This is a genomic window from Dictyobacter aurantiacus, from assembly GCF_003967515.1.
GTDB classification, from domain to species: Bacteria; Chloroflexota; Ktedonobacteria; order Ktedonobacterales; family Ktedonobacteraceae; genus Dictyobacter; species Dictyobacter aurantiacus.
On sequence record NZ_BIFQ01000001.1, the window covers coordinates 3,227,454 to 3,243,265 of the forward strand.

A 15,812-nucleotide genomic window follows, 5' to 3' on the forward strand; every position below is an offset into this window, starting at 1 on the left:
TGGAACATGGCAAAGCTCATGGTTATATAGTACTAAGGAAGCGCCTGACTTCTTCTTTTAGTCAATCCGGAGAGGAGGGTTTTGTAAGTATCCAGGAGGAGCAAGGAATAGTTTTCCCAGGCATACTGATGATGCAGAAGCTCCGCCTCCTCCTCTGTATGCCTGAAGGCTCGCCTGGGTGCCAGCAGCATGGCCTGCACCAATGAAGCCTGGTTGCCGGGTGTATAGAGGATACCGCCGTGGTGGGGGAGCAGCCCATGGAAGCGAGGAAGGTTAGGAGAGATAATGACACATTCATAAGAATAGAAGAGCATGGCCAGTTCGGGCACCCCGGCCATCTGCACCGTGATATAGGGTAATACCAGCGCATTGGTCGCGGCTATATAGGTAGCCAGCTCATCCGGTTGATATTCCAGAAACACATGGATGGACGAATTGAGGGCCGCGCGCTTCAAAAGCTTCAACGGCTGCTTTTTGTCAACGGGTGTTCCCACCAGTAACAATTGTGGATTAAAGGAAGCATGCTCCTCCGACTTCAGCAACTGGATGCGCAGTTTACTAAAGGCTTCCATACATTGGATGACCTCGCGCTCGGTATGCAGGAACGCCGGGCAGAGATATACATAATTCGCATCCGCTTGAATTCCCAGTTGCTGTCGAGCCGTGGTAGTATCGCTGATCTCAGGCAAGATGCCGAGCATACCCGGGTGAGGCAGGTAGGTAGCACGAGTCCACCAGGACTGTTTTTGATAGAAACGCTCGGCATGGCGGGTGAACGTGAGCACGAGATGGCTGGTGTCAAAGATTTTATTCTCGAAGGCACGCCTGGCAGCGAACTGCAGGCCGCGTGCATTATGCCATGATCCTCCGGCGTCGGTGCTGACGATGCCGATGCCCAATTTACGGGCCAGCCACAGGGTAAAGAACAACTGCCAGCGCCGCCACCAGCGCAAAGAGAGGGAACCGGGTTGATAGAGGTGGATAATGCCGATGGCCGTTTCCTGATAGGCCCGATGACGCCAGATCCAGGAGAGAGGAATGTGGGCGATGCTGGTTGTACAGCGCATATCCTGTTTATCTAAAGCCTGGATGGGCCAGCGCGTATCCAACGCTGGCGATTGAACAAACAGGATGAACGGCGTATGTAGTATTGCCGGCGCATGGTTGCTCAGCACAAATTGCTGCTGGATGCGTCCCCAGCTATGTGCCTGCGCCATAGCGGCAATGAGCCGTTCGCTCGTTGGCTTGCGCGCCAGTGCCAGCAGTAGACGATGAGCAAAGGCGATCTGCAGCCAGATCTTCACCTCCGGCCACAGAGAGAACAACGTCTGCAGGAAAGAGCCACCAGCCGTATCATGAGTATATTTCGCCGCGGCATAATGGGCCAGGATGTCTGAACGTCCCTGCCAATACGCGCGTCCTACCAGAAAAGGACGGCTCAGACGCGCCCGCGACACGCGATGCAGAACCAGCGCCGACGGCTCATACCAGAGCGCGTACTGCTGCTCGCGTAGCCGTCGACACAGATCCACCGTCTCCACATTAACGGGATTATGCAAGCGTTTCGTCAGGAAAGGAGAGAAGCCTCCCACCCGCTGCAAGGCCGTGCGCTTAACAGAGAAGCAGCTATTGCTAAAGTTCAGCGCTTCCGGCAGGCGGGTGCGCGAACGGAACGGCATATAGTAGCCAAAGACCTCCAGCAGATCGTCGTTCAGCCAGTATGGACGGGGCGACTCCCAATGCAGATCGACGCGACCGCCAATGGCATCGGCCCCGGTCTCCTCATAGGCGCGCCAGAGATGCTCCAGAAAATAGCGATCGACCAGCACATCATCATCGAGAAAGACAAGCACCTCACCGCAGGCGGCCATGAGAGCCGTATTACGTGCATACGCCAGGCCATTGCGTTTCTCAAGCAGACACTGCACCCGCCACTGCTCTTCCGAAGCATGACGATGCAGCACATCCGTGCTGAGATAGGTTTGAAGGGCATTGAACGTGCCATCGACCGATCCATTATCGACCACGATGACCTCAAAATACTTACATGGCAGTGATTGCCGACGCAGACCGGCCAGCAGCGCCAGCATCATATTGCGACGATTGTATGTACAGATCACCACACTAAAGCGCGGTGGCTTAAGCATCGGCTGTCCGCTTTGCGCCAGTTCCCTTGAACTGGTCCGAAAAGCGCCGGTCGACCTGGTGCGGATAGAGATATGGGTGGAATGCGCTAAAGAATGGTGGATCGTCATACATTCTCCTGTTTGATCAAAGCAAGGTGTTGTGGCGTAGCAAAAGTTTTTTGCAGAGTAGAATGGAGATCAAAGCAGAAACAATCTGTGCCAGGGCGCTGGCGAATGCTGCTCCTGTCATGCCGAAAAATATGATCAATGGAATTGCCAGCAGAATTTTGAAGGTAGCCACTCCCATATTGAGCTCTCTCTGCATCTGCTGCAGGTGGCGCAAGTCATAGTGTTCATGAGTGGTCATATGGGTAAGCCCGACAGTGGCGATGCTGCCAAAGACGGCCGCGATCAACAAGATACGCAATGGTTTAACCAGCGGGAGGTAGGAGTTGCCCAGGCAGGTGATCACAATAGTCGGACTGAGCAGGATCAGTATGGTACAGATCGGGACAGCCAGGAAAATGATATAGCACGAGGTGCGCACAAAGGCATCGTACTGATTGAGATAGCGATGGCGGGGCAGGTAGCGCACAAACAAAGGGAATAGCCACTGAGAGAAGAGCGACGGTGCCAGCCCGATAATCCTGGTACTGATGATCGAGCCCAGAGCATAGAATCCCAGTTGCTCAGGGCGATACCAGCAGGCCAGCAGCAGCAACTCGCTTCTCTGCCATATGATCGCATCCAGCGCGAAATGAAAGCGCGACTGATACATATTGCGTGCCAGCCGCTCGCGCAAAAAGATGCCCGGTGCCAGCGCCTGGTCCATGGGTAGCAGATGCATCACGCAGATCACGGCCAGCACTAGCGTAATAGTATTCGCCAGCGCGAACGCCAGGATAAAAGCCTCAACCGGTCTACCATTTACCTGGGTTGAAATAATGATCAGGAGCAGAGTTAATAGATTGCCGAAGAGATGCAGCATTGTCAGCAGATCCGAGCGGCGCAAGCTTCTCAACGTAATACCCGCCACACTGCTCAAGAGCAAAGGGAGGGTAGCCAGGCTGGAGAGCAGCAGCAATCCCGGCGTAAAGTCATGGAAGACATGTGTCAGAGCGAGGGAGAGTCCCACGTAGATCAGGCAATAGAGCAGGATACTGCGATGCTGGCGATACCATAGAAAGTAAAAGATGCCGGCCATTAAACGTGGAGACTCGCGACTCTGGGTGGCTGCAATCTGCCGACTAGAGAGGGTCGACATCCCGGCGCCAATCGCCGGGACTGTCACCGTAGCCAGCCACTGAGCAAAAAGATAGCTACCGAACAGGTAGGGTCCCAGTGCACGGGCGATGACCAGGTAGACAATGATATTGACGGCAGTAGAGCCAGTGAGGATAACATTTTGCCAGATGCGAGCATAAGGCAGACTCACCGTAGATGTCTGCGATGCAACATTTGTACGCAATTGTGCCAACGACGTATCCCTTCCACCCACCATATATGTGTATCCTTAAACTGCAACCCCATTGCAGATACAGAAAGACATATCGCCCTATGCGGGCCTCCACACATTAGCGGCACATAGCCTGTTTATATAAAGGCTCCCATCTCCAGATCCAGGAAGGCCGTAAAATCCTGAAGGCCCTGAACATCCTGGTCCGGCGTCATTTCTCCGGCATCCACATCCTCTGACGATGCATCCACTGTCGCGGTTTCAGTCTGTACAAAGGTTCTCTCCCTGGGCCCTGCAAGGAGGGGTGTCATCTGAGCATCCTGCGCTTGCTGCGCTACCACGGCCAGTATATCCGGTGTAGAAAATAACAGACCCGGGATATGATTGTTTTGTCCGGCAACCAGTGAATAACACTGATGGCTCGACTTAAGAAATACATCGCCCTCTGGAATCATAGCTGCTTCAGGCATCAAAGGTGCCAGCCAGGTAATGGTCCAATCTGTGTCCATCGTTGTTCTCATTGTGCGCAGAACTCCCTCCATGAGCAGGGAAGAAGATGCGCATCTCCTTTCATCTACTGAGCATATGTGATTCATCGTGGGCGATCATTCCTGGATAATGAGCGGCCGCGCCTACTTTTATCCAGAAAGATCAGAAACAGTTATAATTGTACCATAATGCACCAGGTTATGCCGCCTGTCTATGAACTTATGGTACCGATGTGGTTATAAACGTGTTGATATCAGGTGGGTGGTGTTAAGGATTGAAGAAGAGGGATACAGATAGAAGATAATAGAGTTGGTTATTGGGGAACTGAGAGGAGCAGGTATAGGTTAGGAAAAAAGAAGAGGCGGTTATAGACATCACGCTGGCAGAGGAAAAACATGCGCAATGTAAACCGCCCTTCATTTGTGTTTATCCATTGTCGTCTCACCATACTTACGCCGCGGAAGTCGCAAAACTCGCTATATGTTGTGTTAACTGCTCCTCTTCCTCCATATTAGAAGCGCGTAGTATGCGGCGTAGATTTGTTAAGGCTGCCTGAATACGCTTCTTAAGGGTATTCTCAGATGTTTGCAATGTCTGTGACATTTCTGGTAGCGTCATGCTATTGTAATAGTGCAGGACGATCACCACGCGTTGCTTCAGGGGCAGACTTTCGATAGCCTGAGCCAGGTCCCAATCTCTCTCCATGCGACCTTTATGGTCATCGGCAGCTTGAGCGATCAGATCTGTTTCCTGCTCTGATAGAGCCTGGCGCATAAATGCGCTGGTACGGGCCAGGCGGCGCTTAAAGCTAATGCACTGATTGACAACGATACGCATGAGCCATGGACGGAGGGCACCGGCCTTACGTAGATCTCCGAGGTGATGCCAGGCCTGAATCAATGCATCCTGAACCACATCCTCCGCGATATCACGATCGCCAACGATCATCGCAGCCGTACGCAGCATAAGAGTACTGTATTGATCAACTATTTCGCCAAATGCCTCATGATCACCCAGGGTTGCACGCGCCACCATCGACTCCTGCTTCAAGAGTTCGGGCTTGTCTAATGTATCATCGACATCTTCAACATCCTCAACAACATTGTTGCCAGCTTCCGCATGCTGATTATCGTTCTCATTTTCATCATTTTCCACTGCAGGCAATTCGGGAACCTCATCTAGCAGCGACATCGTCTCCGGAATTTCAAGCTGGGCTGTGGCTGTGGTCATATGAAATTCTCCTCCTGTAGAGATTACTGTGCAAACTATATACAGAAATATAACATAAGGTATACATGTGAACAAGGTGTGCCTGCTCATGAATTTTTGCATGTGTCGTTTTATTCAACGCGCCAAAAAGAACCGAAAACGAGTAGGGTGGCAAGCAACTTTGAGGGAGGTAGTGATGCTAATATGAGGAATAGGGACAGACACTAAAGCGGCATGAGAAGACGCTTGACCGCAACTTTGACTATTCTCTTGCGGGCTTGTAAGATCCCCATTCTATTGGTCGGTTGAGACATCATTAGTGGATATCATGGACCCATGGCATTATCCAGACAACAGAGAATGGGGTAAGATAGATACGGAGCTAGATGGAGAGCGATTCCTGGTATTACGTAGGTATCGCCCTATTATCGCTTTATATGGAACGGCTGTTAGAGTCAGCTCAGCTACAACTGCCATCCTTTATCTCAGCCTTTTTAACGGCGTAAGGTGTCGAAAGGCGAGGGCCATTTCCCAGCCAAAAGGATATACAAAGATTGTACAACTTATCGGGTGGGTTGCTCGATATCTACAGTTGGATGGTCGGCGGTCTCAAGCGTAACCTCCGCGATATCGTCTGCAAGCTGTTCATCGGCGGATTGGAACTGTTCGGGATGGGATTGGCGCCACTCGGTCCAGAATGTGATGATCAAGGCCTGGATGATACCAGCGAGCGGAGAAGCGAACAGCGCCCCCCAGATTCCAAAGAGCTCACCTCCGGCGATCAGAGCAAAGAGCGACACCACGGGATGCAGGCCGATGGCTTTACCGACGATACGCGGGCCAACCAATTCACCCTCGATCACATGGATAATAACAAAGTAGGCCAGCACACCCGCCGCGATCCAAATGCTCTGAGTGAGGGCGATCAAGACGCATACCGCGCCAGAAACCAGGGTGCCCAGCACCGGCACAAAGGCCATCGCAAAGGCGAGCACGCCTAGCAAGACCGAATAGGGCACATGGAAGATGAGCATACCGATCCACACCAGTAACCCGATCAAGGCCGCCAGCGTCACCTGTCCACGAATGTAGCCACCGACGACGTGTTGCAGGGTATCTAGAAAGAAACTGGCTCGTGTCGCCGTCGGTGTATTATTGCGTGCCCAGCGAGCAACCCGCGAACCATCGATGAGCAGATAGATACTCAGGACCGCAACGATGATGATATCGATGGCGAAATCCAGGATGCTCTGTAACAATGGCAGCGCCTGTTTGGAAAAATCGCCAATGGAGGTGATCAACTGATGGCGTGCCTGCGCGATCTGATCGGGAGAGATACCATAGTGAATCAGTGCCTGTTCCAGAGGGGTAGTACGCCCCTGCCGAGGTGAGAGCAGATCCATCAACTCGCGGGAAAGCGAACCGGCTTGATGAATGGTCGTCGCGATCGCAAAGTAAATAAAGGTGCTGATGGCCCCGAGGACAATCAGGTACACTATGGCGATGGCTGCGAAGCGCGGCATAAAGCGCTCAAGCATCCTGGCCGCGGGCGCGATCGCATAGGCCAGGATGGCGGCGATAATCAGCAACAGCAAAGCACGCGCGATATGGCTGGCCCCCCACAGAATCACCGCGGCCAGCGCGATCCAGGCCAGTATCGCCAGAGGAATGTAGAGACGCCGCGCCCACCTGGCCGCCTGCACGTCTGGTTTTCTGGTTTCGGGAAGAAGCCGGGTTTCTTTTGCCACAGTATTACACCTCTGTTTCATCAGAATATCTATATCAGGTAACACATCGTATAAATAAGATCTTCAAGTATTATGTCATATAAACGCGCCTCTGCAATGTATTTGGGAAGTGAACTCCCCTCATTACAAACTGAATAGATAGAAGAGCTAGAAAAGAAGGAAGGCAGTTAATTTCAGCATTTGCAAATGCTGAAATTAACTGCCTTCCTTCTTTTCTAAAGAATCAAAAACCGCCTCTGCAGGCGGTTTTATGTGGCTGGGGTACAGGGATTCGAACCCCAATTAACTGATCCAGAGTCAGCCGTCCTACCGTTGAACGATACCCCAATATTGTTTGTTTAGTGTGTTCTCTCGAACGCGTTGTTATAATACTCCATCCATTGATGGATGTCAAGGGTTTTGTAAGAGCTTTTAAAAAAATTCGCAGAAATTGATAGAAATCTCAAAAGATTGGAAAGAAATGGATCGAATAATTGCCATGATGGCCTTTTTAGGCATACAATAGCGGTAGAAGGTTAATGGATCCAGCATCCATTCTATTTCAAAGATACATCTTGTATGCGAACAGATGAAAGGATACGTCAATGCGGAGTAAAATCACCGTAGTTGGAGCTGGTTTTGTTGGGAGCACGCTCGTGCAGCGTATCGCGGAACGCGACTATGCTGACGTGGTTATGTTTGATATCGTTCCCAATATGCCACAAGGCAAGGCTCTCGATATGCTCCAGGCCGGTCCTGTGCTTGGTTATGATACATTAATTACCGGCACCAATGATTATGCCGATACCGCTGATTCGGATGTCGTGGTAATCACCTCTGGTTTTCCGCGTAAGCCAGGCATGAGCCGTGATGATCTTTTAAAGAAGAATCAAGAAATTGTCACGCAGGTGACGGAGCAGGTTGTTAAATACTCGCCAAACGCTATTTTAATCATGGTCACCAATCCGTTGGATGCTATGGCGCAGGTGGCGCTCAAGGTCAGCGGCTTCCCGCGCGAGCGCGTCATTGGCATGGCCGGCGTGCTGGACACCGCTCGCTTCCGCACCTTTATCGCCCAGGAGCTAGGCGCCTCGGTACGAGACGTGCAGGCCTATGTGCTGGGTGGGCATGGCGACACCATGGTACCGCTGTCCCGTCTCTGCACGGTAGCCGGGGTGCCGATCGCTGAACTGTTGCCAGCCGAGCGCATCGAACAGATCGTACAGCGCACAAGGGACGGTGGCGCCGAGATCGTCAAGCTGCTCGGAAACGGCAGTGCCTATTTCGCCCCCTCGGCATCGGTTCTGCAGATGCTCGACTCGATCATCCTGGACAAAAAGATGATCATGCCCTGCGCCATCTACCTTCAGGGTGAATATGGTTTGAACAACCTGTTTGTCGGTGTTCCCGCCAAACTGGGAGCAAAGGGCCTGGAGCAGGTCATCGAAGTTGAGCTGCAAGAGCAAGAGAAAGCGCAACTGCAAAAATCGGCCGACGCCGTCAAAGAGCTGGTCAACGTCCTGGGATTGTAAACATCATTGGGAAAGGTGCGCGCATGGGTACGGGCCGCTTCGCGGCAAAGCCGGGGCAAGCCCGGCACCTACGGTTCCTCTTCGGGTATGGCGCGCGCATCTTTTCCGCGCGTCATGCCTTCGATGACTACGATATACTCGCCCTTGAGCTTTGTTTGTGGGGGGAGGGAGGCCAGCAAGGTTGAAAGCGTACCCCGTTCCACCTTTTCAAACATCTTCGTCAGGTCATTGGCCAACGCCGCCGGCCGGTCCCCGAACACCGCCAGGGCATCTGCAAGAAAGCCATCCAGCCGATAGGGGCTTTCATAGTAGATCAGCGTATGGGGCGCATCGCGATCCACTTCAAAGAACTTGCGGCGACCCACGACCTTGCGGGGTGGGAAGCCGCGAAAGGTAAAGCTATGAACAGGGAGCCCTGACAGGACCAGGGCCATCACAAAGGCTGTCGGGCCGGGAATCATCGTGAAATCCAGTTGAGCCTGGATAGCGCGGCGCACCAGGGTAAAGCCGGGATCCGAGATACCCGGTGTGCCAGCATCCGTTACTACCGCGACCGATTGACCCTGTTTCAGCATCTCCTCAATGCGCTCACCCGCGCGCTGCTCATTGTGCTCGTGAAATGCCATCTGCGGCTTCTGAATATCGAAATGCTTTAGCAGCATGCCTGTTTTACGCGTATCCTCACTGGCCACAATATCGACCGAACGCAGAATATCCAGGGCGCGCAGCGTAATATCATTGAGGTTCCCAATCGGGGTAGCAACTAAGTAGAGCATAGATGATTCTTCGACTCCCAATCCATGAATTCTTACCTGTATTGTACTATCACTGACGCGATTGAGATAGGGTCTCAAGGACTTCTTGCCGCTTAACCTTCAGGGTATGGGTACGGGGAAAATCCTGCTCAGACCAGATAGTAAAGCCTTTAACCTGTTGATGGGGGGCCAACTGCTTATTTGTGCTCTGGATGGTGATCTTCGCCAGGCTCTCATCCTCCATCAGCAGAACGGCGTGGACCGTAGGACCCTGATCTTTCTCATGCAAGCCAAGCACCACGGCATCCTTCACGCCATCCTGTGTCTGCAAGACATTCTCAATATCCTCTGGATAGACGTTCATGCCATTGGCGAGCACGATCAGATTTTTCTTGCGCCCCTTCAGATACAGATTATGCTGCTTATCCATGTAGCCCAGATCGCCCGTCGCATACCAGCCATCATGGAAGGCGGCCGCGGTCGCCTCCTCATTCTGCCAGTATCCCAGAGCCACATTCGGACCTTTCACCTGGATCTCACCATCCGCCTCGATACGTACTGTAACGCCCGGCAGGGGCTGGCCCACAGATTCCAGCGTATGGTCGTGTATTGGATTCACCGAGATCACGGGTGAGCACTCGGTTGCCCCATAGCCTTGCAGGATGCGAAATCCCATCTCTTCCCAGGCGCGTCCCAGCATTGGAGCAAGGTAGGCCCCTCCGCTTACAAACAAGCGGAAGTGGCCGCCAAAGCGCCGATGGATCGAGCGGAAGAGATGGCGTCGCCATGGAAAGGGGGTCCACCTGGCGATTTTATGTAAAGTTTTCCACTGTTTCTCTAATTTCTGGCGTCGAACCTCGCGTTCGATACCATTCATAAAAAGCTGTAACGCCTGGGGCACCAGCACCATACAGGTCACATGCTGGGTTGCCAGCAAGCGGAATAGTGTATCCGGCACCAGGGAACGAGCATACACAATACTGGCGCCCGCATAAATAAGCGCCATCTCGATGGTCATCTCAAACATATGAGAAAGTGGCAGAATGGAGAGCGCGCGATCAGCGGACGTAATTTTTACGACCTCAAGGGAAGCAATGGCATTGGAGACAATATTCTTATGGGAGAGCATAACCCCCTTGGGTTGACCAGTCGTGCCAGAGGTAAAAACCAGCTCCGCCAGATCACCTTCTTCAACTGCTGGTAGTTGAGCTGTAGTTAGCTCAGCAGTTGGCAGGGCATCAATATCGATGAATGGAAGAGAGAAAGACTTAAGACTTGTATAATTTTTTTGAGTTGTAATCAGAAATGCAGCATCTGTAATTTCTAGCAATCGCTGAAGAAAATCTTCTTTTGTATTTACATCAAGTGGAACGACAACCAATCCCAGCAACAATGAAGCGAAGTAGGCGACCAACCAGTTAGAGCAACTGGCGGACCAGATCATCACACGCTGACCTTTTGACACATTTTGTTGCTGCAGGTAGCCAGCGAACTGCAGAACACGTTCACGCAACCCATCATACGTCAATGTCGTTACAGCGTTATCTGAACGCGGTTCAAGCAAGGCAGGGCGTGCGCCAAAGCGATCGGCGGAGCGCATAAAGAGACGTGGAATAGTATGCATATGCAGGCTTAGCATCCTTTCTCAGGGACGGCAGTGAAACGTTTTACATCATTGTTAGAAAGCGCCCGTTATTTCTCTCATCAGCGCTGGCAATCCAGCGAAGCCACAGAAAAGATGGCCCAATGATTGTGCATTATAGTGTAGTTCGTGTGTTTTTACCAGTCTTTTCAGCCGATTCAATATACAAGATGGAGAGATGGTTGATCCGGCTACAGCATTACTACTTTTGATAGTTATGAAGTTGACATATTGTTTGCTCATTTATAGATTGCTTGCTATCATTTCACAATATGAACTCATGCGTTGATATGTTTTTATAGCTCACCTGATTCAGTATAGTAAGCATGGAAGAAGACGAAAAAGACTGCAAAATAAATGAGCTTTTTATTCAAACAATATTTGATCTGCCCATGCTTCATTGATGTCAAGGATTATATAATAAAGCGATGAAAAAAGTACAATATGGGTTGACTAGAATCGTAGTCTATGTTAGACTACGAAATATGAAGTAACATCTAGCTATTTTCCTTATTGTAGCATTCAGAATGCTTAGAACACTCTCTATTTTTTGAGAGTTATACATGAGAATGAAAAGAATGCAGTAGCAGCAAACACATCTATGACTTTTGGTAACAATTGCGGCACCTCCTGCCGGATTGTTACGATTTTTTAAGGAAAAGGATAGCTAGTTCAATTGACAATGCTGAAGCTTATAAACGAGAGCGTTTAATATATTACTCATTGAAAGGAACTATTCCATGCCATCCCTTGAAACTGCAAATGTAGGGAAGGCTGTTGCCGCAAGAGTCGGTACGAATATTCGTGAGGTTCGTACGAAATTGGGCATGACTCAAGCTCAACTAGCCGCCCCCGAATTTTCGATCTCCTACATCTCGGCCATTGAACGCGGCAAGATACGACCCTCCTTAAAAGCCCTCTCCATTCTGGCCCGTCGCCTGGATGTACCACTGACCTTCCTCCTCGAAGGGTCTCCCTCGGGCGCAGCTGAAGCGCGTGCGGTTGGTTATTCTCCTGCCGATGCGGGACCTGATCAGCGTGTTGATGTTGAAATATTGCAGGCCAATGTTCTGGTGCAGCAAGGAGATTACCAGCAGGCAGAAGTATTACTGGAGCCGATTCAGCCGGACCGTGTCACCACAGACCAGGTGTATCGCCTTTACTTATTGAAGGGGCAGATCCACATGGGATCGGGAGCATACCAGGAAGCTGTCGTAGATCTGCGTAATGCGGTTGCCCAGGGTGAAGCCCTCAATGATAGTGAATTTATCGAGCGGGCTCGCAACCTGTTAGGCAAAGCCTACTTTTTACTCTATAACTATACCCTGGCCGTAGAAAACCATCAGCGCTGTTACACCGCCATCGAGAACGGACAGATCACCGATCCGGTCTTCTCACTGGAAGTGTTTAGTAACCTGGCGAACGACTATTTCCGCCTGGGTGATCTCGAAAAAGCGATTGCATATTATCATCGTGCGCTTGAGACCCTGGATGCCATGAATCGGGATAGCAAAAGTTTCGCCAGAAAGTACATGGACATCAGCCAGCATTACAAGACCGTTGGCAAGCTTGCCATGGCGCGTGAGTATGCCATGCAGAGCCTGGCTATCTACGAGATGCGCGACGAGCAGCGCCTGGTAGGCATGACTCACCAGCGCCTGGGCAAGGCCCTGGAGAAACAGCAGGATCTGGATGGAGCAGAAAAAGAGTACCGCCAGGCGATCGCCATTGAGCGCGAGCTGAACGACGAGATTTCCGCTTCCATCTGCCACACGGGCCTGGCCGAGTTGTTGCTCAAGCGTGGCAACTCTAAAGAGGCGGAGCAGGAAGCGCAGGAAGCCTTAAAGTACGCTCAGGCTGGTGGAGATTCACAATCGCAGGGCCAGGCCCTCATCGTATTGGCCCAGATTCGCCACCAGTTAGAGGACTATGATGCAGCCGACCAGTACTTCACGCAGGCGTTAGAATTGCTTGACACCTCCAACGCCCATGAAATCGCGGCCGATGCATACTTCCGCTACGCTAACTTGTTAGAGGAGCGCGGAGATGTCAAGCGCAGCCTGACCGTGATCAAAAAGGCCTACGAGCACCAGCGTCTGGGCAAACGCGGCGACATCGAATAGCAAAGCAATTCGCTAAATCTGTCAGCGAAACCGTGGCGCTCCTGATAAAAGGAATGATACCTCATGAAATCCTTTATCAGGAGCGCATTTTGTTGCGTCTCGCACGTATTCAATATACAATGTACAGGAAAACGCCGGCTCGAAACTATTTAAATATTGTTTCAAGAATATATTTGATCCATCTCCATCGTCTAACAGAGATAGAGATACATACATTTCATAGGATCGGCACCTCGGAGGAAAATCCTGCCATGCCATTTACAGCCAACGATTTGAGGTATCGGGCAGAGCAAAGCTATCCATTACTGTATGCCTACCTGCACAGGAACGCGCAACGATATTTAGGTGCTTTAAAATACGATGCATTTGAAGTTGATACAGTAATCGGGCACGTGGTAGAGCAGCTTGTGCGCCTGGGTATCTTAGGAGGGGAAGACCGAACCCCGCGGACCGCGCTGGACCAGTTGACCGATGCCCAGTTTTATGCCTTTCTCAGTCGCAGTGTAAGAAACAAGGCCATCGATCGCCTCAGAAAGAGACGCCTGCAGGTGAATACGGCGGCCGAACTGGAGGGAGTGGATGAAGAGGAGCCCGACAATCCTCTTTCAGACGCGGTAGAGTCGATATGGGGTGAGACCCCTTTTTCGACGCCTGAAGCGATCAGCCTTCATATCGCTTCTCAGCGCGAACTACGCAATATTCTCAAGCACTGTATCGCCGTCTTGCGTGCCGCGCCCAATCAACTGCAGGCTGTCATGCAAGAGCTACAAGAGATAGGTGCTGATGACCTGGTTGATACCTTATCCAAAGAACTGGACTTCTCCTTTAGCACTGAACTCAACCCCCATATTAGCCAGCACAAGGACCATGCGCACAAAAAATTACGCAGTTGTTTGCAGCAGCAAAGTTCAAATTTGACAGTTACCATTGCCTTGCGTTTAACCATGTATACAACGAAACATTCCACTGATAAGAATATATACGAGGTAGACGTTCAAACACTCGCGCAGAACGACCTGACAAAGCAGGATGTATGTAAAGGCTTGCATGAGCTCGCTTCCGAGGGTCTCCTCAATTGGCATGGCGAGGAGACTGTACAGCTTACCTCGGCACAACTGAAGCGTCTATCGCGTTTCTATAAAGAAGAGTAGAGCCAGATAACTGACACCGAAGGAGAGAATTATAATGAACGACGAAACAAAGTTTGGAGGGGCCTCTGAACTCAGGGGAAATTACCGCAAACTGGGACAGTGGCTCCAGCAGGTTTTACAGGCGCCCGCAACAACAGATGGAGAGGCCGGGGGGCTGGTAGAAGAGAACGACAACCAGCTAAAGCTTCAATTAAGCGAAAATTATCATATCTCCTTTTATCAGCAGCTTCCTGATTTCATCATGGCTCTCCTTAACAATGATTCCCAGGCCACAATCCACTATGCGCCCCTTCTCTTTCACCTGGTCAGCTGTCAGGAATGTCATCACGCTTACCTGGATCTCTATGATGCCATGCGCGCGGCTGTACAGCCGCTGGGGACGCGAGCCTTGCTGGGACAGGGAACACGTACCCTATCGGCCACTCCTCATCGCATGCTCAGCCACCTCAGTCAGTCTCTGATCAGCCAGGCCGAGGCGGTGCTGCTCCAGGCCCGTCACGAGCATAGCGACAACGACGAGGCGGCTCGCTCGCTCTTGCAACTGGCCTTGCGCGTGAGCGCCCATATCACCCAGAGCTCGCTGCGCCAGCAGGCGTTAAAGGACCTGGTACGGGTTGCCACCTTATTTGGTGGAGCTACAGCGCCGGAGGAGCGCGCCGCTGACACTCACGCATATACACCGGTCATGACCAGCGCGGGCGGCGTACGCCGTGGCAAAACCTTAACGCGTCCAGATAGTGCTCTACGCATCAATCCAGCTGATCAGGCCATCATCCACCTGCATTCCCAAAATTTAGAAGGTAGCATCATCCAGCGCGGTGAAACGCTGGAATTGCACCTACAAGATCTCGACCCATCCCTGCGTGGACAATATGTTACCATCTCGGTTTTCCTGGGATCGCTGCTGGAGCCTGTACGCTGGCTGGGAGGAAATCCGCATGCCATTCGTAGCGTGGTCCCCGTGGACGAGAATGGCATGCTGGTCACTCCAATTGGACAAACAGAGTTAAGCCTGGCCCAACCCGAAGAGCGCAATCTGATTGAGGCTATGTTGATGCTGCTGGAAGTGCGAAAAAATTAAGGTCTGGTCGGGCCGGGTTGAAACGTCACAGTGCCGCTCTTGCCACCACTTTTCTGCGCGATATAGGCCTGTTCAAGGGTGATAGTGGTATCCACTCCTTTGCACATATCGTATATGGTGAGCGCGGCCACGGTCACCGCCGTTAGCGCCTCCACATCGACGCCGGTCTTATAATTGGTGCGTGTACGTCCCTCAATCGAGATCAGACCGCTCTCGCTCTCCAGGGTAAACTGCAGATCAATGTGGGTCATTGGTAGAGGATGGCAGAGAGGAATGATCTGCGGCGTCTGCTTGGCCGCCATAATGCCGGCGATTTTAGCCACCTCCAGCACACTCCCCTTTGAAATCTGATTCCCTTCAATCAAGCGCACCGTTTCCGGTCGCATGCGCACGCGTCCATGGGCGATCGCCTCACGAACTGTCTCAGGCCTATCGGTAACATCAACCATGTGGATATTGCCCTGCTCATCCAGGTGAGTTAATTGCTTTTTATCTGTTGTATCCACGCTCGAAAAATCTCC

At 51.6% G+C, this 15,812-nt stretch carries 12 protein-coding genes and 1 tRNA gene; 4 read left to right on the top strand and 9 right to left on the bottom strand.

The window, feature by feature from the left end; genetic code table 11:
* Positions 1-32 precede the first annotated feature (32 nt).
* The 6 genes from KTT_RS13025 to KTT_RS13050 form a co-directional block, all read right to left on the bottom strand.
* Complete coding sequence (locus KTT_RS13025; protein WP_126596380.1) at positions 33-2,255, bottom strand: glycosyltransferase; 2,223 nt, start codon at positions 2,253-2,255, stop codon at positions 33-35.
* A 16-nt stretch (positions 2,256-2,271) separates the two neighbouring features.
* Complete coding sequence (locus KTT_RS13030) at positions 2,272-3,627, bottom strand: lipopolysaccharide biosynthesis protein (protein ID WP_126596381.1); 1,356 nt, start codon at positions 3,625-3,627, stop codon at positions 2,272-2,274.
* Between the two features lie 92 nt (positions 3,628-3,719).
* Positions 3,720-4,103, bottom strand: coding sequence for a hypothetical protein (locus tag KTT_RS13035; protein WP_126596382.1), 384 nt, complete (start codon positions 4,101-4,103; stop codon positions 3,720-3,722).
* A 418-nt stretch (positions 4,104-4,521) separates the two neighbouring features.
* A complete protein-coding gene (locus KTT_RS13040) occupies positions 4,522-5,301 on the bottom strand; it encodes an RNA polymerase sigma factor (RefSeq protein ID WP_160145838.1) in 780 nt (259 codons plus the stop codon).
* 542 nt (positions 5,302-5,843) lie between these two features.
* Positions 5,844-7,028, bottom strand: coding sequence for an AI-2E family transporter (locus KTT_RS13045; RefSeq protein WP_126596384.1), 1,185 nt, complete (start codon positions 7,026-7,028; stop codon positions 5,844-5,846).
* A gap of 253 nt (positions 7,029-7,281) precedes the next feature.
* Positions 7,282-7,355: transfer RNA gene (locus KTT_RS13050), tRNA-Gln, on the bottom strand.
* Between the two features lie 257 nt (positions 7,356-7,612).
* On the opposite strand from KTT_RS13050, the gene mdh reads away from it, so the two are divergent.
* Positions 7,613-8,539, top strand: coding sequence for a malate dehydrogenase (mdh, locus tag KTT_RS13055; protein ID WP_126596385.1), 927 nt, complete (start codon positions 7,613-7,615; stop codon positions 8,537-8,539).
* 68 nt (positions 8,540-8,607) lie between these two features.
* Here mdh and rsmI read toward each other — a convergent pair whose 3' ends face one another.
* Together rsmI and KTT_RS13065 are read right to left on the bottom strand one after the other, a co-directional pair.
* On the bottom strand, positions 8,608-9,315 hold the full coding sequence (rsmI, locus tag KTT_RS13060; RefSeq protein ID WP_126596386.1) for a 16S rRNA (cytidine(1402)-2'-O)-methyltransferase: 708 nt from the start codon (positions 9,313-9,315) through the stop codon (positions 8,608-8,610).
* Positions 9,316-9,364: 49 nt separating this feature from the next.
* Positions 9,365-10,918, bottom strand: coding sequence for an AMP-dependent synthetase/ligase (locus tag KTT_RS13065; protein ID WP_160145839.1), 1,554 nt, complete (start codon positions 10,916-10,918; stop codon positions 9,365-9,367).
* A 758-nt stretch (positions 10,919-11,676) separates the two neighbouring features.
* Between KTT_RS13065 and KTT_RS13070 the strand changes: the two genes are divergently transcribed.
* The 3 genes from KTT_RS13070 to KTT_RS13080 all read left to right on the top strand — a co-directional run bounded on the left by KTT_RS13070 (position 11,677) and on the right by KTT_RS13080 (position 15,291).
* Positions 11,677-13,059, top strand: a complete 1,383-nt coding sequence (locus KTT_RS13070; protein ID WP_126596388.1) for a helix-turn-helix domain-containing protein — start codon at positions 11,677-11,679, stop codon at positions 13,057-13,059.
* Between the two features lie 251 nt (positions 13,060-13,310).
* The gene (locus KTT_RS13075) at positions 13,311-14,210 is read left to right on the top strand and encodes a hypothetical protein (RefSeq protein WP_126596389.1); all 900 of its coding nucleotides are present in this window, start codon (positions 13,311-13,313) and stop codon (positions 14,208-14,210) included.
* Between the two features lie 34 nt (positions 14,211-14,244).
* Positions 14,245-15,291, top strand: coding sequence for a hypothetical protein (locus KTT_RS13080; protein ID WP_126596390.1), 1,047 nt, complete (start codon positions 14,245-14,247; stop codon positions 15,289-15,291).
* On the opposite strand, the gene moaC is transcribed toward KTT_RS13080, so the two are convergent.
* On the bottom strand, positions 15,288-15,797 hold the full coding sequence (gene moaC, locus KTT_RS13085) for a cyclic pyranopterin monophosphate synthase MoaC (protein WP_235845698.1): 510 nt from the start codon (positions 15,795-15,797) through the stop codon (positions 15,288-15,290). The two genes, KTT_RS13080 and moaC, sit on opposite strands and share 4 nt — an antisense overlap.
* Between the last annotated feature and the right edge of the window lie 15 nt (positions 15,798-15,812).